This is a genomic window from Enterococcus sp. AZ062 (genome assembly GCF_051715065.1).
GTDB lineage: Bacteria > Bacillota > Bacilli > Lactobacillales > Enterococcaceae > Enterococcus_B > Enterococcus_B mundtii.
In genome coordinates this window covers 2965001-2984130 of sequence record NZ_JBIOTB010000001.1, presented here as the reverse complement: position 1 = coordinate 2984130, position 19130 = coordinate 2965001, and the positions used below count along the sequence as shown (strand labels likewise).

Genomic DNA, 19130 nt, shown 5'->3' with positions numbered 1-19130 from the left:
TTGGGTAGTGATAAGAAAAATCAAAGTGTGACACCATTTTTAAAAATAGCTAGTTCTCTTACATCGTTGGCTTCGTTTTTTGTCTCTTCTCCGCTCGCAACACGGATGATTTTATCGATAAATAAAGGTAAGACCTCTGCCATGGATTGAGTCAACAATTCACCAGCATCAAAGTCCATCCAATGTTGTTTTCGTTCGAATAAAGGTGTATTGGTTGATACTTTTAGCGTGGGAACGTAAGAACCAAAAGGTGTTCCTCTGCCTGTGGTGAACAAGACGAGTTGACAATCAGCAGAAGCTAACGCAGATGCGGCAACAAGGTCATTACCAGGTGCCTCCAGTAAACTCAGCCCAGTTTTACGTACTTTTTCACCATAAGCTAACACATCGACTACCGTTGAATTTCCTGCTTTTTGGGTGCAACCAAGTGACTTGTCTTCTAAGGTAGAGATACCACCTGCTTTGTTTCCGGGAGAAGGATTTTCATAGACTGGTTCATTATAAGAGAGAAAATATTGTTTGAAATCATTGATCAATCGAACGATCGATTCAAAGACTGCTTGATTTTCTGCTCGTGCCATCAGAACTTGTTCGGCACCAAACATTTCGGGCACTTCCGTCAAGATCGTGCTACCACCTTGTGAAATCAAATAGTCAGAAAAGGCACCTAGCAATGGATTTGCAGTAATCCCTGACAACCCATCTGAACCACCGCATTTTAGCCCAATCGTTAGTTTATCCAGAGGAACAGGAACACGGAAATCTCTTCGTGCGATTTCTGCTAATTCTTCAAGCAAAGAGACGCCATGTCCTATTTCATCAGTGACATCTTGGGCAGTTAAAAATTTTACTCGTTGTTTGTTATATTTATTTAAACTAGCCTTTAATTCTTGTATCGTATTATTCTCACAACCTAATCCAAATACAAGCACACCGCCAGCATTCGGATGATGGATCGCATCAGCTAGAATCTTTTTCGTATTCTCATGATCCTTGCCTAATTGAGAACAACCATAAGGATGTTTTAAAATCGTGAGATGATCAAAAGGATTGTCATCTGCATGTCGTTTTTTATATTCTTGGATGATCAATTCAGCGATTCCATTGACACAGCCAACGGTTGGAACGATAAAGAGATCATTGCGAATCCCAGCTTGTCCGTCTTCACGAAGATAGCCTTGAAAGGTGCGATTTTCTTGTGGATAGACGATGGGGCATGATTTTGGTTGGTATTGGTAGCTTTCCTCACCAGAAAGATTTGTTTTGATATTATGCGTATGTATCCATTGTCCTGCTTTGACATCCGTCAAGAGATGACCAATCGGATAGCCATACTTGATCACATCAGCCCCTGCGCTCAAATCAGACAAAGCAATTTTATGACCTAAGGGGATTTCTTCAAAGGTAGTTAATGTAACATCATCGAAGCGAAGTGTTGTATTCGTTGGAATCGTGGTAGTAGCTACGACAACGCTGTCCTGTGGGTGTAATTGGATGATTCGAGTGGAGAAATCTGGATCAGTCATGTTTTTCATCCTTTCAATTCATATAATACGTTACGAATGCCTTTTTGATCGATCTCTGTCACGTAATGTGAAACTGTTTCTGTTAAATCAGGAAGTACGGATAGATCTTCGCCCCAAAGCGTTGGATTTTTCAATAGTTGAAGGACAGCAGTCTCTGGCTCAGCCCAAGCTTCAGCGAAACTAGCGAGTACCATTGGGTCATCGTTTACATGGATTTTCGAATGATCGGCACGATAAAGCAAGATCAAGGCAGCAAATGAGACAGTCAGATAGGAAGGAAGTGCTTCCCTTTTTTCAATGTATTTTTTTAGAATAGGTAGTAATCGTGTTTGAAATTTGGCAACACTGTTCAAAGCAATCGCATGTAATTGATGATGTGCAAAAGGATTTAAGAACCGTTCGTTGATTTGTCTAGCGTATGCCAGCAACTCTTCTTCAGGTAAGCGTAGCATTGGGATCAATTCCCTAGTCACTAATGTGTTGATGTAATCGGATAGTAGAGGATCTTTCATGACTTCTTCGACTGTTGAGACGTTTGACAGTAGACCAATCGCCACCATTGCAGTATGAGGACCGTTGAGTAGATGGACTTTTCGTTCACGATAGGGCGTCAAATCATCAGTCAAGACAACATTCAGACCTGCTTTTTTTAATGGTAAGTGTTCATTCAATTCCTCCGGTGCTTCGATCACCCACAACATAAATGGTTCAGCTTTTACCAACAGTTGATCGTCATATCCCAATCGTTGGTGCAGTTCATCGATTTCATCTCTCGGGAACCCAGGAACGATCCGATCCACCAAACTACAATAAAAATGATTTTCTTGGTGTAACCAATCGATAAATTCTGTTTCAAGCTGCCAATTTTTTGCATACTGTAAAACGAATTTTTTTAAAAGCTCTGCATTGCGATCAATCAGTTCGCATGGGATGATCGTGAGTCCATTTTTATTCATTTTGAATCGATGATACAAAAAGGCAGTCAATTTTGCGGGGAAGCTTGTTGGGGGGAGATCATTTTGCGTATCGGCTTCATGATAACTAATACCAGCTTCTGTCGTATTAGAAAAGACAAAGGCTAATTCATCGATTTCTGCCAATGCGAGGAACCCTTGCCATTGCTCGTAAGGGTTGAGCGTACGGTCGATCACAGTGATCGGCTCTGTCGTATCGATGACTTTACCATCAATTAACCCTTGGAGTAGAACTGTATAGAGTTGATCTTGTTCAGCCAGCTTGTCACTTAGTCCGTGAGCTAGTGGTTGGACGATTGCAACATTTCCTTGATAGAGGCCTTGATTGTTTAACTGCTGAAGTTGCCAATCAACGAATCCTCTCATAAAATTCCCTTCACCAAACTGTAGACAAGTAATTGCAGCTTGATTTTTAGGGTATTGCTTTTTAGTTAATCTTTCCATTGAATGATTTCCTTTCTGTGAGACAAAAATTTTATGATAAAAATCTCTGAAACGTAACGAGAATTATCAATAGTTGTTATTTTTATGACGGCTACATGCTTATTTTTCACGAATTTGGTGTTTTTTGTTGATAGCAAAATCTATTGCTTGTGTTCATGCTTAAATCAATCAATTGGTGGCGCATTTATCGTAATATGAATAGAAGTTTTAGTCAACATAGCTTGATATCGTTAGGTTTGACTCTTTCAAAAAAACTTATGTTTTTAAATAGTAGTATGTTAATCTGAAAGAGTGAAGATACTCATTGCTTTAGAAGATAATCAATTTTACATAAAATGTAAGCCTTTTAATTTCGGGAGGAGAGGAAGTTTGATGAAAAATAAAATGTTGTTTTATCAAATGTTTTTACCGATTTTTATTATCGGTATGGTACTGGTCATTGGCTTTAGCTTATTTATCTATACCAACACCTATGACTCGATTGAAGAGAACTATTTACTAGATAAACAAAATCTATTGAAACAAATCAAAACAAATGTAGAATGGAAGTTTCGAACGATCGAGTATTCTTTCGCTACATACGGCTCCACTAAAAACTTCTCCGAAATATTTCAATCTCCCTTGAATCATACCGACTACGCTATTTATTCCGAAGTACGAAAAGAACTTAATTTTATTGAAACGATCGCAATGGAGGAAAATGCGTTTAAGTTAGTCAGCCTAAAAGGCGGTTGGGGTGTCGTGAATGGTTCACTGAATCAACTATCACCACAAGAAGCGACTGATTTAAAAGCCCAGTACGTCCATCAAGATCAACAAGTTTTTTGGACGAAACAATCTGATGGAATTGAAATGGTTGTTGCATTACCTAAAGCAGTCAGTGAAAAATATGCGCTAGGTTTTGCTTCGATCGACCACCAGGCGCTGAAACGAATCATTGAACGAAGCAATGAAGATCGCTTAACGATCTATTATGGAGCAGAGATCCTTTTTACCGATGCTGAATCATCAAGAGAAGGGATGATAACAGTCAAAAATATAGAAGCGAATGTACCAACAGTGGTTCAAAGGAATGGTCGGAATTTCATCTTGCTCCAATCTGATTACAATCAATGGCAGTATCAATTAGAGATCGATCCTGCAACTATAGGTACGACTGTCCGAAACTTGCAAATCGGATTAGCCACTGTATCCTTTACTTTGATCATTTTACTGGGGGGCTTGTCCTATATCTTTTCTGAACGATATGTTCGTCCTATCAGTCAGATTCAAGACCGACTGAATCTCCATTCGGAAGGCTTGTCTGGGAAGAAATTAGAGAACGTTGTCCAGTCAGTGAGCCAAGTAATTGGTGAAAATGAATTATTAAGTGCGAATTTGATTACACAGAAACCACAACTAGAAACTTTATTTGTCTTGAGCCTCTTTAGAAATCGTGTGGAAAAACGGGAATTGGATCAACGATTACAGCAGTTCAACTATGACTCGCAAAATGAATGTTACTATACAGCAATCGTGCAGATCGATCTTTTAGAAGAGAGCCATGGAGGAGAACGAGATTTATTACTATTGGCTATCAACCAAATGATTGCTGAGATTGTTCCTAAAGAAGAACGAATGATTCCTATCGTGCTAAACGAAGAAATGCAAGCAACGATTTATCGAAGTCCAAAGGAAGAAGTATTCGCGAATAAAAAAGTAATGGATCACTGTCGCCAGATACAAAAAATGATTCAAGAATATCTCAAATTGACTGTTAGCATTGGGATCAGTGATTGTTTTACTACGCTGAATGACAGTAAGCAATCTGTCGACCAAGCGAAAGAAGCCTTATATCATCGGGTAAACACTGGACCAAATTCAATTGTGTTCTACCATGAAATCATCTCAGAGCAACAGGAGAAGACACTGATCAAATATCCGATGGAAAAACAAAATCGTTTATTTGAAGCAATCCGTTCAGGAAACGAACACGTCAGTTGCCTTCTTCACGAATTGATCGTTGAGATGTTCACTCAAAATAAAAATCGATTGAATCGAGAAGTTGTAGCTATTCGTTTAGTCAATGAATTTGTTCAGTTGGGGCAACTATTGGGTGTGAATATTACGCAGTTTGAAGAATTGAAGCAAATATATGTTAAGGTGTTATATACTTATCATCCTCAAGAACTTGAACAATTGCTGTTAGAACAATTTGTTCAACCGATCACAAAAAACTCTCAAGAAATCACGGAGCAAGAGTTTAAATCGTTATCAGAAAAAATGATCCATATCATCTATAGCGAATATGATCGTGATCTGTCGCTAGACATGGTGGCAGATCGCCTTCATTATAATCCTAACTATTTGAGTAACGTGTTTAAAAAAGAAACCGGTGAAAACTTTGGAGATTTCATTCAGAACTATCGCTTAGAGATCGCTAAGAAGTGGTTGACGGAGACGACGTTATCCGTGAAAGAAATAGCAGAAAGACTCAAATATCGTAACTCACAAAATTTTATTCGCTTTTTCAAAAAGAAAGAATCCGTCACTCCTGGTGAGTACCGTAAGAAAAACCGCTGAGGACAACTTAGTGACACCGATCATTAAAGTCCTACATGAGTTACTCAGGAAAAATATTTGTTTTTATTGTGAGGAATAGCACGATCTTTGAAAAATTAGTTTTTCTTAGATCGTGCTATTTAAATGAATAATTAATTTTAAGCGTATCTTTAAGTATGAAAGGGTCAACCTTTGACAGAGCCGACCAATGCCCCTTTTACAAAGTACTTTTGAACAAATGGATAAGCAACCAACATTGGCACTGTAGCAATCACGATGACGGCCATTTTGATCGTTTGTGCCGGTGGAATGATATCGACAGCACTACTTTCTGCCTGCATCCCGCTTGACACGATCACGATTTGACGTAACAAGATTTGAATCGGCCATTTTGAGGAATCGTTAATGTATAAAATCGCCGTCATATAAGTATTCCAATAGGTCACAGCATAAAAAAGTGAAATCGTCGCAATGGAAGGTAAAGCAAGGGGCAACATAATTTTGAAAAAGACCCCAAAATCAGTACAGCCATCCATTTTGGCAGATTCTTCTAAACTATTAGGTAAAGCTTGAAAAAAGTTACGCATGATGATCATGTTCATGGCGTTGACAGTTACAGGTAAAATCATCGACCAGTACGAATTGATCAATCCCAAGGAGCGCACCACTAAGAATGTCGGGATCATTCCACCACTAAAGAGCATGGAAAAGACAACCATAAAGTTAAAAAATCCTCGCCCAAAAAGATATTTACGTGATAATCCATAGGCCATCAATGAAGTCACGCACATGCTGACGACCGTCCCAAGCCCAGTAACCCCAATAGAAACAGCTAAAGCTCGGAAAATCGTTGGTGTAGATAAGATGTAACGATAGGCATCTAAAGAAAACGTAGTAGGGAAAAGGATGAATTTTTTTGCTACGACTTCTTGTGTAGAAGCAAATGAAGTGGCGATGATATTTAAAAACGGTACGATACAGATCAAAGCTAATAATAGTAGAAAAATGGAATTAAAAATCGTAAAGCTTTTTTCTCCAAGCGAAACCTTTTTTTTCATTTAGAGAGAACCCTCCTTAAACCATAAGTATTTTTGTACCTCCAATCTATCATCTGCTTGAAATTACGTACATAATCATTTTTTAGGGAAGGAAAATCATGAGGTTTCATATAGCTGCAACGGGCATTCCCTAAAAAATCGATCAGATGAAGCGGAAAGTGAGGAATCAAGTGATGATCGCCAGTTACCTACGTCAGTGAAAATGATTATATACGGAATTACTTTTCTTCCTTTATGCTGTGGATAGCGGTTAAAGTCACACAATGTTTAACAAGGAGGGCTTATGGAGAGTGTAAAAAGAGAGCTGGGTTCAATTACTTTATCAAAAAAGGAAGAACGAATAAAAAGAAGAAGGAAGACGATTGCTGGAATCAAAACGAATAAATTTTTGTACTTGATGATTCTTCCAGGAATCCTTTATTTCATTGTTTTCAGATATTTACCTATGGGTGGCTTAGTGATTGCGTTCCAAGACTATCAACCTTATCTGGGGATTCTTGGTAGTCCTTGGGTTGGTTTCAAGCACTTCATTCGATTATTTACTGAGCCAACATTTTTTATGCTGTTGAGGAATACGCTGATTTTGTTTGGACTGAATATTTTTGTCTTTTTCCCAATGCCGATCATTCTGTCACTTCTATTGAATGAAGTAACGAACAAGCGATTCAAGAATAGTATCCAAACAATCATTTACATTCCGCATTTCATGTCTTGGGTCATCATCGTCTCAATCACCTATGTCTTTTTGAATGTGGACGGTGGGGTCATCAATGAATTTTTGGCCAGTATTGGGCTAGATAAAATAAGTTTTTTGACGTCGCCTGACTGGACACGAACAGTCTACATTGGACAGGTGATTTGGAAAGAACTAGGGTGGTCAACGATCATTTATCTCTCTGCAATCACCGCAGTAGATACGCAATTATATGAAGCAGCCGAAATGGATGGGGCAGGACGTTTACGTAAGACGTGGCATGTGACATTACCTGCGATCCGTCCAGTGATCATTACCTTGTTGATTTTAAAAATTGGTCAAACACTTGACTTAGGATTTGAGCATATGTACTTACTACTCAATTCATTGAATCGCAGTGTGGCAGAGATTTTTGATACATATATCTATACTGCTGGATTGAAAAATGGACAATTAAGTTTTAGTACTTCAATGGGCTTATTCAAAGGTGTAGTGGGCTTGTTTATGGTCGTACTTGCGAACAAGTTAGCAAAAAAATTGGGTGAAGACGGTGTGTACTAGAAAAGGAGCAAACAGATGTTGCAAAAGTTAGAGAGTACAAATAAAAATTTGATCAGACTCCTGCAACTCGTTTACTTAAATTTTTTGTGGGGAATATTAGTCGTTTTGGGTCTCGGACTATTCACTTTTGGTCCAGCGTCTTACGCAATGGTCTCAGTGATCCGAAAGTGGCTACGCTCATCTGAAGATTTTCCACTGACACATACGTACTTTCGCTATTTTAAAGAAAATTACAAAGAAACGTTGTTGATCAGTTGGTTATATTTTGCAGTTGCTTTCGTCCTGTACGTAGATCTTGCCTATATCCAAAATTGGTACTTACGCGTAGTGATTTTGGTCATCAGCTTTTTTTACGTGTTATCTGCGCTGTATATTTTCCCGATTATGGCCCATTACCAATGGCAAGGGATGTTTTATAAAATCAAAATGGCTTTTTTGTTTGGTTTTTCTCAGTTACATTATTCACTTGTTTTACTATTAATCATTATTGGCAGTTATGCGGTAATTATTCGCTTAGTGCCTGGTATGTTGACATTCATGGGGAGTAGCTTCTTCTTTTTTGCCATCACTTGGACAGCGGTGCAACTATTTGATCGTCTTAAAAAGAAAGAAGTAGCAATAGATAAAAATACATTCAGTGAAGGAGAACAATTATGAAGAAAAAAATGTTAGTAACAGCAGGAATCGGTTTGCTCAGCATACTTGCTTTATCAGCTTGTGGCAATGATTCAAGTGATACATCCGCAGATACAGAGGATGGAAAAACACGAATCACGTGGTTGAACATTTTACATACAGCTTCGCCGCCTAATGATACGATCGTTGATAAAATCGAGGAGAAAACCAATTCAGAATTGACGTTCAACTGGATTCCTGATGCGTCAAAAGAGGAACGGTTGACCACTGCATTAGCTTCAAATGAGCTGGGAGATATCGTAACACTACAAATTGCTATGTTAAAAAATTCCTCTGTGCGAAATGCGTTAAAGTCCGGTGTTTTCTGGGATGTGTCTGATTATTTAGCTGACTACAAAAATTTAAGTAAGATATCAGAGGATCGAATCGAAGCGGCAAGTATCGATGGTGCACTATATGGCGTACCTATGCAAAAAGATTACGCTCGTGCAGGTTTAGTTATCCGAAAAGATTGGTTGGACAATCTAGGATTGGAAGTACCAGATACATTGGATGAACTTTATGAAGTAGCGAAGCAATTCACAGAAAATGATCCAGACGGCAATGGTGTCGATGATACAGTTGGTTTTGGCGATCGCGCCCCGAGTGATATCCGTTACACGAGCTTCAAATTATTTACGTCGTATTACGGTGCACCGAATGGTTGGAAAGTAGAGAGTAACGGTCAATTTACACCTGAATTTGATACAGATGAGTATATGAAAGCGATGAATTTTTCTAGAGACTTATTTGAAAACGGTTACTTAGCGCAAGACTTTGCAGTGACTCAAAAGACAGATCAACAGGAACAATTTGCACAAGGTAAAACAGGGATCTATACCGGGATGATCGATATCAAAAACCTAAAAAATATGGGGAAAGATATTCAACCAGAGATGGAGCTTGTGCCAGTAAATAAAATATCAGATGGTGAAGATGGGGATTACCATGTATGGTCAGAAGGAAATGGCGTAGGGGGACTATTGGCATTTCCTAAATCCTCGGTCAAAGATGAAGCGCAATTGAAGAAATTACTTCAGTTTGTCGATGATTTATTAGAAGAAGATATGTATAAATTGATGACAGGTGGTATTGAAGGAACACACTACCAATTGCAAGAAGATGGCGCGATTGAATACATCGACATGGATCTTTGGCAACAGGAAGTGCAACCATTATCCAGTTCAAGACCAAGTGAAGTTACATTTTCATTTAAAGATGCTGATCCAGAGAAAGAATTATCCAATCAATTAGTCAAAGAAAATGAACAGTTTGTTGTGTTAGATCCAACGGTTCCATTAGATTCAGAGAAAAACAATGAAGTCGGTTCAGAAATCGAAAAAATCATGATCGATGCAACTGTCCAGTATATTATGGGACAAATAGATGAAGATGGATTCAAACAAGCAATCAGCAATTGGCGTGCCCAAGGTGGCGATCAAATTGCTGAAGAATATGAAGAGGCTTATAAAGCTGCACAGTAATAGTAGATGTATCAAAGAAAGGGCTGTAACTATTCCAACCGCAGCCCTTTCTCTTTTAAAATGATTGATTGGAGGAAGAAGATTGAATTGGTCAGAGAAATTAGCAGATAGTATTATGGCACGTACACCTTATTTGTATCAAGATAAAGGATATGAACGAAAATGGTCATATGATTATGGTGTCGTTTTGAAAGGATTTCAGTTGTTATGGCTGAAAACGAAGGAGAAGAAGTACTTAGACTTTATTCAAACAAATATTGACTACTTCGTACAAGAAGATGGCTCGATCAAAGGCTATAAATTAGAAGAATACAATATCGATCATATCAATACTGGAAAACTGTTCTTTATCCTCTATAAAGAAACAGGAGATGAAAAATATCGCAAAGCAGCAGAAAATTGCGCCAAACAATTGTCGAATCATCCAAGGACCTCTGAAGGTGTGTTTTGGCATAAGGCGATCTATCCTTGGCAAATATGGTTAGATGGTTTGTATATGGGAGCGCCTTTTTATGCAGAATTTATCCAAACCTTTACGCCGAAAAAAGATTATCAAGATGTCTTACGTCAATTTGAGATCAGTTATCAGCGATTGTTCGACTCAAAAACGAATTTATTGTTCCATGCATGGGATGAAAAGATGAAGCAACCTTGGGCAGATCTAGAAACGGGATTATCCCATCATTTTTGGAGCCGCTCAATTGGTTGGTATTTGATGGCGTGTGTCGATACTTACGAGTTGTTGCATAAAGAAGTGGACTGTCGATTATTGGGGCAAATTGTGACATCCACATTGGAAGCATTATTGCCTTATCAATCAGAAACTGGCACCTGGTACCAAGTAACAACCGAAACGAAACGTAAAGGGAATTATTTAGAAGCTTCAGGAAGCAGTATGTTCGTTTATGCGATGGCAAAGGGGATTCGCTTAGGAATACTGGAGAAAGAAGTGTGGTTTCCTCAGTTGAAAAAATCTTATCAAGGTTTGTTTGATGAATTTGTTTTGGAAACAAAAGAAGGCTGGCTGAATCTGAATAAAAATTGCCAAGTTGCAGGTCTAGGCGGTGCAGACCAAAGAGATGGTTCTTATGCTTACTATATTAGTGAACCAATTGTATGTAACGATCAAAAAGGTGTTGGTGCCTTTTTGCAAGCCTTAGTAGAAGTGGAAGGTGTATCTAAGTGATAAATATTTTAAGCTTAGGTGCCTCAGTCGATAGACTCAACACGACGGTGATCCAACAAGCCATTGATCAAGTAGCCGAAGCAGGTGGGGGAAGAGTAATCATTCCAAGTGGGCAGTTTTTAACGGGGCCATTGTGCTTGAAAAGTAATGTGGAGTTGTATCTTTCTCCTGGAGCAGTATTGAAATTTACAGATGACCCAGCTCAGTATTCAGCTATTTTATCCAGCTGGGAGGGTGTACCTAAAAAGGTCTATGCTTCATGTATCTATGCGCAACATGCAGAAAATATTGCTGTCACTGGTTTAGGGAAATTAGATGGTAGTGGTCCTAGCTGGTGGCGCATTTTTCGAGAGGAGCATGAAACACTTGAGTACCCTCGGCCAAAATTGCTTGGTTTTGATCATTGTCGACGAGTAACAATTCGTGATATCCAGTTGGTCGACTCACCAAGTTGGACGATCCATCCGAATCATTGCCAAGATGTGACGATCGATCATGTAGTCATTTGTAATCCTGCTGATTCCCCGAACACAGATGGTATTGATCCAGAGTCTTGTCACAATGTGCATATCAGTAACTGCCATATTGATGTTGGGGATGACTGTATTGCAATCAAAGCAGGGACAGAGGATGCCGTTAATAAGGTACCTTGTCAAAATATCACGATCACCAATTGTACGATGGTACACGGTCATGGTGGCGTAGTGTTAGGAAGTGAAATGAGTGGCGGGATTCGGAATGTAACGATTTCGAACTGCGTATTCCAACAAACCGATCGTGGGATTCGATTAAAGACACGCCGAGGTCGAGGGGGGATGATCGAAGATGTCCGAGTAACTAATTTGATCATGGACCAAGTACTGTGTCCGTTTGTCATCAATCTTTATTATTTTTGCGGGCCTCGTGGCAAAGATCCTTACGTCTGGGACAAAGAAGTGTATCCAATCGATGAGCGAACGCCACAAGTTCGGCGTATTCATTTTTCATCGATCACTGCTAGAAATGTCCATGCTTCCGCAGGTTTTATTTATGGGTTAGCAGAACAAGCGGTTCAAGACATTTCTTTCGATCATGTCGATATATCAATGGCAAAAGATGCAAAAGTGGGAGTGCCAGCTATGATGACGGGTTTAGAACCCATGCGCCAACAAGGATTTTATGTGCGGTTTGGTAAACATATTTCTTTCCAGCAGATCACGATCAATCATCATGAAGGACCAGCAATCATGATTGAAGATTCGGAAGATATCGAAATTAAACGTATGCGATCGACAGAGTTGGATAAAAAGAATGTATCTATTATAGAAGGAACTTAAATAAAATGGAGTTGATTGAGTACTTAGGGAGAGACGCACGTTGCTTGAGACCGAGTGGTAGCTGTTTATCACAAAAAACCAACGATGATCAAGTAATTGAGTATTATCAATTGGCATTAAATGATCTTGAACCTGTTCCTGCCATTTATATTTATCCAGCAAAAAAGAGGGAGCCTCTGCCTGTTGTGATTTATCTGCACTCGCATGGTGGCGCTTTTTCACTTGGAAAAAGTGAATTGTTAGAAGGTGCATCCTATTTTGTGGAACCTTCGTTTGCGAAGGTTTTGACGAGTATGGGATATGGGGTATGGGCAATCGATGCTTGGGGATTTGAAGAACGCAGTGGAATTGCTGAAAGTGAACTTTTTAAGCAATTCTTATTAACAGGACGAACACTTTGGGGAATGCGGATCTTTGATGTGCTAAGCTTGATCGATTACTTGGAAACACGAGAAGATATTGACACACAACGTATCGCAACGATGGGGTTATCTATGGGTGGACTATTAAGTTGGTGGACAAGTGCATTGGATGAACGTGTGAAAGTATGTATTGACCTAGCTAGCCAAGTAGAGGTTGAAACGCTCTTGAAACATCAGATGTTAGATTGCCACGGTTACTATTATTATATTCCTAATTTATTGAAGGAATATACGACCCTAGCTATCCAGCAAAAAATTGCTCCTCGTAAACGGCTTACTATAGTAGGGACAAACGATCGAATGTGTCCAACAGAAGGCGTCTATCACTTGAATAAACAGCTAGATTTGTATTATCAACAACTGGGAGTACCAATGAATTTTCAAGGACACTCTTTAAATGGTGGACACTTTGAAACACGTGACATGCGAAGTAAGTGGCAAGCATTTTTAAAGGAGCACCTGTAATGGAAACAGAAATCGTGATCGACCCGATTCCAAGAAAAGCGGACTATCAGACCATTCAAGCAGGAATTGCTTATCTTAGCTCATTGCCGAATTACGTAAAAAAGACCATGATCATTCGAGAAGGGGTCTATCATGAATATATCGAATGTCGGCTGTCAAAATTCCAAATGTTTGGACAAGGAGAAGTAAAGATTGTTGGATGCCGTTTTGCGAAACAAACACTTTCATCTGGTGAAGCAAGAGAAACATTTCGAACCGCGACACTATTTCTTGAAGGAGAAAATATTCGTCTCGAAAATATACAAATCATCAATAACGCTGGTGCAGGAGAACAAGTAGGTCAAGCAGTCGCGCTATTCAACTATGCCCATCAAGTCCAGTTGATCAATTGTCGGTTGTGCGGGCAACAAGATACATTATGCACAGGACCGTTGCCTCCGATTCAAAAAGATGGTCGCCCATTTTTTACCCCAGTGTTAAAGGAGCGTAAGTATTGTCGACAATCTTATGAACGATGTTGGATCGAAGGGACGGTGGACTTTATTTTCGGTGGGGCAGATGCGTTGTTTGAACGCTGTTTCATCCATAGTTTGGTTAGTTCTTCTAATGGCTATATCACAGCCGCTTCAACGGTAAAAGAACAAGAACGAGGTTTTCTTTTTTTTAGGTGTGCAATCATCGCAGATTTCGAGGCACCTTCTATCTATTTAGGTCGACCTTGGCGTCCGTATGCTCAGGTGACATTTGAAGAGTGTGATGTAGGAGCGCATGTCTACCAAAGTGGCTGGCATGACTGGGATGAGAAACAAAACAGACAAACAGCACGCTTTTATGAAAAAAATAATAGGTATCAAAGGGGAATTTGTCGCGCATCATGGGTTACTGTGGAAACGGAGGTCGATTAGATGACGAAAAAATGGGAAATAACTTTTGGCTTGATCGGTGGGTCTACCGCTTTGTTGTTTTTTGGTGGGATTGCTGTGACCTTCAATCAAATGTCCCTTTCAAATTTTCGAGAAACATACCAAGCTCTCTCATTAGAGGGCTTTGGTAGTGTAAAAGAAACCTTTGAGTCACTACGGAGCATGACGGGGTTGTTTAGCGTTAGCCTATTCCTCTCATTGGTTGGGCTGTGTCTGGCTCTTTACCTATCGTTGAAGGGAAAAGCAAGTCCGATGGCGGCACTCATTTATTTGATTTCAGGAGTCCTGTTGTTGTTCGGTACACAATTCATTGCGTACCCTTTTGTCTTTTTCTATCTATTAGCAGCGGGTTCAAGTATGTATCGCCAAAAAATAGAGCAAAGGTGGAGATCGGATGTTTCAAAGTAAAGTAGTCAATCCAATCATTCGAGGATTTAATCCAGACCCGAATATTTTGAAAGTGGGTAGTTCTTATTATGTGATCGTTTCTTCTTTTGAGTGGTTACCAGGTATTCGTGTATATGAATCGACAGATCTGATCAATTGGGAACATAAAACAGATATTTTAACTGATCAAGTATCGTTAAAGGGTCATCCAATCAATGGAAGTATCTGGGCGCCACAAATCAGTTACTCAGCTGGGCGATTTTATCTTATTTATACAGAGGTTAAAAGCGTAACACGTCCTTTTAAAGACACCCACAATTACATGATGATCGCAGAGGATATCAATGGACCTTGGGAAAGTCCAATCTATCTAAATAGTAGTGGTTTTGATCCCTCGCTTTTTCATGATCCACGTACAGGTAGGAAATGGCTTTTGAATGAAATCTGGGATTTTCGACTAACTACACCGAATAAATCAGCAGGGATCGTCATTCAAGAATATGATGCAAAACAAAAACAACTAGTCGGGCCGATTCACACGATCTTTACAGGAACCGAACTCGCAAAGACCGAAGCACCTCATCTTTACTATGTCAATGATTACTATTATTTGCTGACTGCTGAAGGTGGTACTGGTAGTGGACATGCTGTTACCGTTTGTCGTAGTCGTGATTTGTTAGGACCATACGAAGTCGATCCCCAAAATCCAATGTTGACAGCAAATGGGTATCCAAGCTCAAGTTTACAATGTGCGGGACATGCAAGTTTAGTTCAAACAGAATTCGACAGATGGTATATAGTCCATCTTTGTACTCGCCCTATCGAAGGTGTTGCTATCTTAGGTAGAGAAACAGCTATTCAAGAAGTGTATTGGACAGAAGACTATTGGTTGCGGATAAAAGAAGGAGGAAATGAACCAAGAGAGATCGTCACCATTCCAACACAAGAGAAAGTGATCCAAAAGATCAATTCTTGTTTTTTTGATGATTTTGCAGGTGAAATGAAAAAAAGTTGGAACGCTCGTCGTTGTTTACCAGACACAACTTGGTGCGATTTGACTAGCCGATATGGCTATCTAAGAATGCTCGCAGGAGAATCACTGCAGTCAACGTTTGACCAACACTTATTAGCGATACGGCAAACAACGTTTTCATTTATTGCACAAACTAAGATGGAATATGAGCCAAAGCACTTCAACCAAATGGCTGGGCTGCTTCTTTTTCTAAATGAAGAAAATTATTATTATTGTTGTGTGACCTGGGATGAAAAGATAGGGAAGTGTCTCCGATTACTTAGTGCAGTTGACGGACATGTTACGATTAGGCCTGAAATTTATCCGCTAAGAGGAAGAGAGACAGTGATTAAAGTAGTTGTTGAAAAGACTTTTGGACAATTTTATGTGAAATGTTCGCAAGACTGGAAAAAAATCGGTGCTGAAATTGATGTGCAGACACTATCAGGTGGTTTTACAGGAAACTTTGTTGGTATTGGTGTGCAGGATTTAAACGTAAGAGGAGGGAGCTATGCTGATTTTGAATATTTCAACTATCAGGAAATAGAAATGGAATGAAATAAATAAAAAAAGATTAGGTGCAGTGAAAGTTAAATTTTACCTTGACCAATCTTTTTTTTAATGATAGTATAGTCAACGTTGCTGAAACATGAAAACAATCATGAAATTTGTTTAAAAGTTTTGTTGACAATCATAATTCCATGTGATAATATAACGAAGTTGGTTATGAGAGATGAGTTTTTAGATGTTGATTTTATTAAGAAATAAACAAAAAAACATGTTGACAAATAACAAACGATGAGTTATGATAAGTGAGTTGCTGAAACGACCTTGTGAAAAACGAGTTCAAAAAACTTTTAAAAAATAGTTGACAATCATTCGAGAGTTTGCTAAGATATAAAAGTTGCTACGGCGATCACAAACGATAAGTTGAGGCAGTTGTGTTTCAATTATCACGTAGACCTTTGAAAACTGAACAAAGTAAGACAAACCAAATGTGTAGGGCGTCTTGATTCAATTCAAGACAACAAACATTTTTAACAAGCAAGCAATATGCTAGCAAACAAATTGAGCTTAACAATCGCAAGATTGTTCTAACTTTTATTTATGAGAGTTTGATCCTGGCTCAGGACGAACGCTGGCGGCGTGCCTAATACATGCAAGTCGAACGCTTCTTTTCCCACCGGAGCTTGCTCCACCGGGAAAAGAGGAGTGGCGAACGGGTGAGTAACACGTGGGTAACCTGCCCATCAGAAGGGGATAACACTTGGAAACAGGTGCTAATACCGTATAACAATCGAAACCGCATGGTTTCGTTTTGAAAGGCGCTTTACGGTGCCGCTGATGGATGGACCCGCGGTGCATTAGCTAGTTGGTGAGGTAACGGCTCACCAAGGCCACGATGCATAGCCGACCTGAGAGGGTGATCGGCCACATTGGGACTGAGACACGGCCCAAACTCCTACGGGAGGCAGCAGTAGGGAATCTTCGGCAATGGACGAAAGTCTGACCGAGCAACGCCGCGTGAGTGAAGAAGGTTTTCGGATCGTAAAACTCTGTTGTTAGAGAAGAACAAGGGTGAGAGTAACTGTTCACCCCTTGACGGTATCTAACCAGAAAGCCACGGCTAACTACGTGCCAGCAGCCGCGGTAATACGTAGGTGGCAAGCGTTGTCCGGATTTATTGGGCGTAAAGCGAGCGCAGGCGGTTTCTTAAGTCTGATGTGAAAGCCCCCGGCTCAACCGGGGAGGGTCATTGGAAACTGGGAGACTTGAGTGCAGAAGAGGAGAGTGGAATTCCATGTGTAGCGGTGAAATGCGTAGATATATGGAGGAACACCAGTGGCGAAGGCGGCTCTCTGGTCTGTAACTGACGCTGAGGCTCGAAAGCGTGGGGAGCAAACAGGATTAGATACCCTGGTAGTCCACGCCGTAAACGATGAGTGCTAAGTGTTGGAGGGTTTCCGCCCTTCAGTGCTGCAGCTAACGCATTAAGCACTCCGCCTGGGGAGTACGACCGCAAGGTTGAAACTCAAAGGAATTGACGGGGGCCCGCACAAGCGGTGGAGCATGTGGTTTAATTCGAAGCAACGCGAAGAACCTTACCAGGTCTTGACATCCTTTGACCACTCTAGAGATAGAGCTTCCCCTTCGGGGGCAAAGTGACAGGTGGTGCATGGTTGTCGTCAGCTCGTGTCGTGAGATGTTGGGTTAAGTCCCGCAACGAGCGCAACCCTTATTGTTAGTTGCCATCATTTAGTTGGGCACTCTAGCAAGACTGCCGGTGACAAACCGGAGGAAGGTGGGGATGACGTCAAATCATCATGCCCCTTATGACCTGGGCTACACACGTGCTACAATGGGAAGTACAACGAGTCGCGAAGTCGCGAGGCTAAGCTAATCTCTTAAAGCTTCTCTCAGTTCGGATTGTAGGCTGCAACTCGCCTACATGAAGCCGGAATCGCTAGTAATCGCGGATCAGCACGCCGCGGTGAATACGTTCCCGGGCCTTGTACACACCGCCCGTCACACCACGAGAGTTTGTAACACCCGAAGTCGGTGAGGTAACCTTTTTGGAGCCAGCCGCCTAAGGTGGGATAGATGATTGGGGTGAAGTCGTAACAAGGTAGCCGTATCGGAAGGTGCGGCTGGATCACCTCCTTTCTAAGGAATATTACGGAGACTACACACGTTTGTCGATACTTTGTTCAGTTTTGAGAGGTCTACTCTCAAAATTTTGTTCATTGAAAACTGGATATTGAAGTAAAAATGTAAGTAATACAAACCGAGAACACCGCGTTGAATGAGTTTTTTAATAAGTTCAATTGCTTATTTTTCTTGATTGGACTTCTATCGCTAGAAGAAAGATCAAAACCCAACCGCAAGGTTGATAAGGTTAAGTGAATAAGGGCGCACGGTGGATGCCTTGGCACTAGGAGCCGATGAAGGACGGGACTAACACCGATATGCTTTGGGGAGCTGTACGTAAGCTATGATCCAGAGATTTCCGAATGGGGGAACCCAGCATCTTTTATAGGATGTTACGTATACGTGAATACATAGCGTATACGAGGTAGACGCAGAGAACTGAAACATCTAAGTACCTGCAGGAAGAGAAAGAAAATTCGATTCCCTGAGTAGCGGCGAGCGAAACGGGAAAAGCCCAAACCAATGAGCTTGCTCATTGGGGTTGTAGGACTCCGATATGGTAGTTCTTTCAGATAGTCGAATGACTTGGAAAAGTCAGTCAAAGAGGGTGAAAGCCCCGTAGATGAAATTTGGAAGGCACCTAGGAGGATCCTGAGTACGGCGGAACACGAGGAATTCCGTCGGAATCCGGGAGGACCATCTCCCAAGGCTAAATACTCCCTAGTGACCGATAGTGAACCAGTACCGTGAGGGAAAGGTGAAAAGCACCCCGGAAGGGGAGTGAAATAGAACCTGAAACCGTGTGCCTACAAC

The 19130-nt window shown here is 40.5% G+C and carries 13 protein-coding genes and 2 rRNA genes (1 of these 15 cut by a window edge); 12 read left to right on the top strand and 3 right to left on the bottom strand.

The window, feature by feature from the left end:
- Positions 1–20 precede the first annotated feature (20 nt).
- The gene (locus IGJ00_RS13870) at positions 21–1526 is read right to left on the bottom strand and encodes a UxaA family hydrolase (protein WP_071867553.1); all 1506 of its coding nucleotides are present in this window, start codon (positions 1524–1526) and stop codon (positions 21–23) included.
- A gap of 5 nt (positions 1527–1531) precedes the next feature.
- Positions 1532–2944 (bottom strand): tagaturonate reductase, encoded by a 1413-nt coding sequence (locus IGJ00_RS13865; protein ID WP_071867554.1) that lies wholly within the window; start codon positions 2942–2944, stop codon positions 1532–1534.
- 372 nt (positions 2945–3316) lie between these two features.
- On the opposite strand from IGJ00_RS13865, the gene IGJ00_RS13860 reads away from it, so the two are divergent.
- Complete coding sequence (locus IGJ00_RS13860) at positions 3317–5506, top strand: helix-turn-helix transcriptional regulator (RefSeq protein WP_071867555.1); 2190 nt, start codon at positions 3317–3319, stop codon at positions 5504–5506.
- Positions 5507–5670: 164 nt separating this feature from the next.
- On the opposite strand, the gene IGJ00_RS13855 is transcribed toward IGJ00_RS13860, so the two are convergent.
- Positions 5671–6543 (bottom strand): carbohydrate ABC transporter permease, encoded by an 873-nt coding sequence (locus IGJ00_RS13855; RefSeq protein WP_023520460.1) that lies wholly within the window; start codon positions 6541–6543, stop codon positions 5671–5673.
- A 283-nt stretch (positions 6544–6826) separates the two neighbouring features.
- Here IGJ00_RS13855 and IGJ00_RS13850 point away from each other — a divergent pair, with 283 nt between their 5' ends.
- From IGJ00_RS13850 to IGJ00_RS13800, 11 genes are all read left to right on the top strand, one after another.
- On the top strand, positions 6827–7798 hold the full coding sequence (locus IGJ00_RS13850) for an ABC transporter permease (protein ID WP_071867556.1): 972 nt from the start codon (positions 6827–6829) through the stop codon (positions 7796–7798).
- Positions 7799–7813: 15 nt separating this feature from the next.
- On the top strand, positions 7814–8455 hold the full coding sequence (locus IGJ00_RS13845; RefSeq protein WP_071867557.1) for a YesL family protein: 642 nt from the start codon (positions 7814–7816) through the stop codon (positions 8453–8455).
- Positions 8452–9957, top strand: a complete 1506-nt coding sequence (locus IGJ00_RS13840; RefSeq protein WP_071867558.1) for an extracellular solute-binding protein — start codon at positions 8452–8454, stop codon at positions 9955–9957. Before IGJ00_RS13845 ends, IGJ00_RS13840 begins: the two co-directional genes overlap by 4 nt.
- An 82-nt stretch (positions 9958–10039) precedes the next feature.
- A complete protein-coding gene (locus IGJ00_RS13835; protein WP_071867559.1) occupies positions 10040–11143 on the top strand; it encodes a glycoside hydrolase family 88/105 protein in 1104 nt (367 codons plus the stop codon).
- Positions 11140–12459: a glycoside hydrolase family 28 protein gene (locus IGJ00_RS13830; protein ID WP_161642628.1), complete on the top strand. Its 1320-nt coding sequence runs from the start codon at positions 11140–11142 to the stop codon at positions 12457–12459. Before IGJ00_RS13835 ends, IGJ00_RS13830 begins: the two co-directional genes overlap by 4 nt.
- Positions 12460–12464: 5 nt before the next feature.
- Positions 12465–13346 carry an alpha/beta hydrolase family protein gene (locus tag IGJ00_RS13825; protein WP_142433567.1) on the top strand — a complete coding sequence of 294 codons (882 nt, stop codon included), beginning with the start codon at positions 12465–12467 and terminating at the stop codon, positions 13344–13346.
- Positions 13346–14251, top strand: coding sequence for a pectinesterase family protein (locus IGJ00_RS13820; protein ID WP_438844539.1), 906 nt, complete (start codon positions 13346–13348; stop codon positions 14249–14251). Before IGJ00_RS13825 ends, IGJ00_RS13820 begins: the two co-directional genes overlap by 1 nt.
- Positions 14252–14677 (top strand): DUF4064 domain-containing protein, encoded by a 426-nt coding sequence (locus tag IGJ00_RS13815; RefSeq protein WP_010734183.1) that lies wholly within the window; start codon positions 14252–14254, stop codon positions 14675–14677.
- Positions 14664–16226, top strand: coding sequence for a glycoside hydrolase family 43 protein (locus IGJ00_RS13810; RefSeq protein ID WP_438844538.1), 1563 nt, complete (start codon positions 14664–14666; stop codon positions 16224–16226). The genes IGJ00_RS13815 and IGJ00_RS13810 overlap by 14 nt, the downstream gene beginning before the upstream one ends.
- A 545-nt stretch (positions 16227–16771) precedes the next feature.
- A 16S ribosomal RNA gene (locus tag IGJ00_RS13805) occupies positions 16772–18332 on the top strand.
- Positions 18333–18562: 230 nt separating this feature from the next.
- Positions 18563–19130 (top strand): 23S ribosomal RNA (locus IGJ00_RS13800) (it continues 2347 nt past the right edge of the window).
- The 16S and 23S rRNA genes sit together here, the layout of an rRNA operon.

Bases quoted from the DNA above. Each gene is read 5' to 3' on its own strand.
- IGJ00_RS13870 (WP_071867553.1), bottom strand. From the start codon at position 1,526: ATGACTGATCCAGATTTCTCCACTCGAATCATCCAATTACACCCACAG.
- IGJ00_RS13810 (WP_438844538.1), top strand. From the start codon at position 14,664: ATGTTTCAAAGTAAAGTAGTCAATCCAATCATTCGAGGATTTAATCCA.
- IGJ00_RS13815 (WP_010734183.1), top strand. From the start codon at position 14,252: ATGACGAAAAAATGGGAAATAACTTTTGGCTTGATCGGTGGGTCTACC.
- IGJ00_RS13820 (WP_438844539.1), top strand. From the start codon at position 13,346: ATGGAAACAGAAATCGTGATCGACCCGATTCCAAGAAAAGCGGACTAT.
- IGJ00_RS13865 (WP_071867554.1), bottom strand. From the start codon at position 2,944: ATGGAAAGATTAACTAAAAAGCAATACCCTAAAAATCAAGCTGCAATT.
- IGJ00_RS13825 (WP_142433567.1), top strand. From the start codon at position 12,465: ATGGAGTTGATTGAGTACTTAGGGAGAGACGCACGTTGCTTGAGACCG.
- IGJ00_RS13845 (WP_071867557.1), top strand. From the start codon at position 7,814: ATGTTGCAAAAGTTAGAGAGTACAAATAAAAATTTGATCAGACTCCTG.
- IGJ00_RS13840 (WP_071867558.1), top strand. From the start codon at position 8,452: ATGAAGAAAAAAATGTTAGTAACAGCAGGAATCGGTTTGCTCAGCATA.
- IGJ00_RS13855 (WP_023520460.1), bottom strand. From the start codon at position 6,543: ATGAAAAAAAAGGTTTCGCTTGGAGAAAAAAGCTTTACGATTTTTAAT.
- IGJ00_RS13850 (WP_071867556.1), top strand. From the start codon at position 6,827: ATGGAGAGTGTAAAAAGAGAGCTGGGTTCAATTACTTTATCAAAAAAG.
- IGJ00_RS13860 (WP_071867555.1), top strand. From the start codon at position 3,317: ATGAAAAATAAAATGTTGTTTTATCAAATGTTTTTACCGATTTTTATT.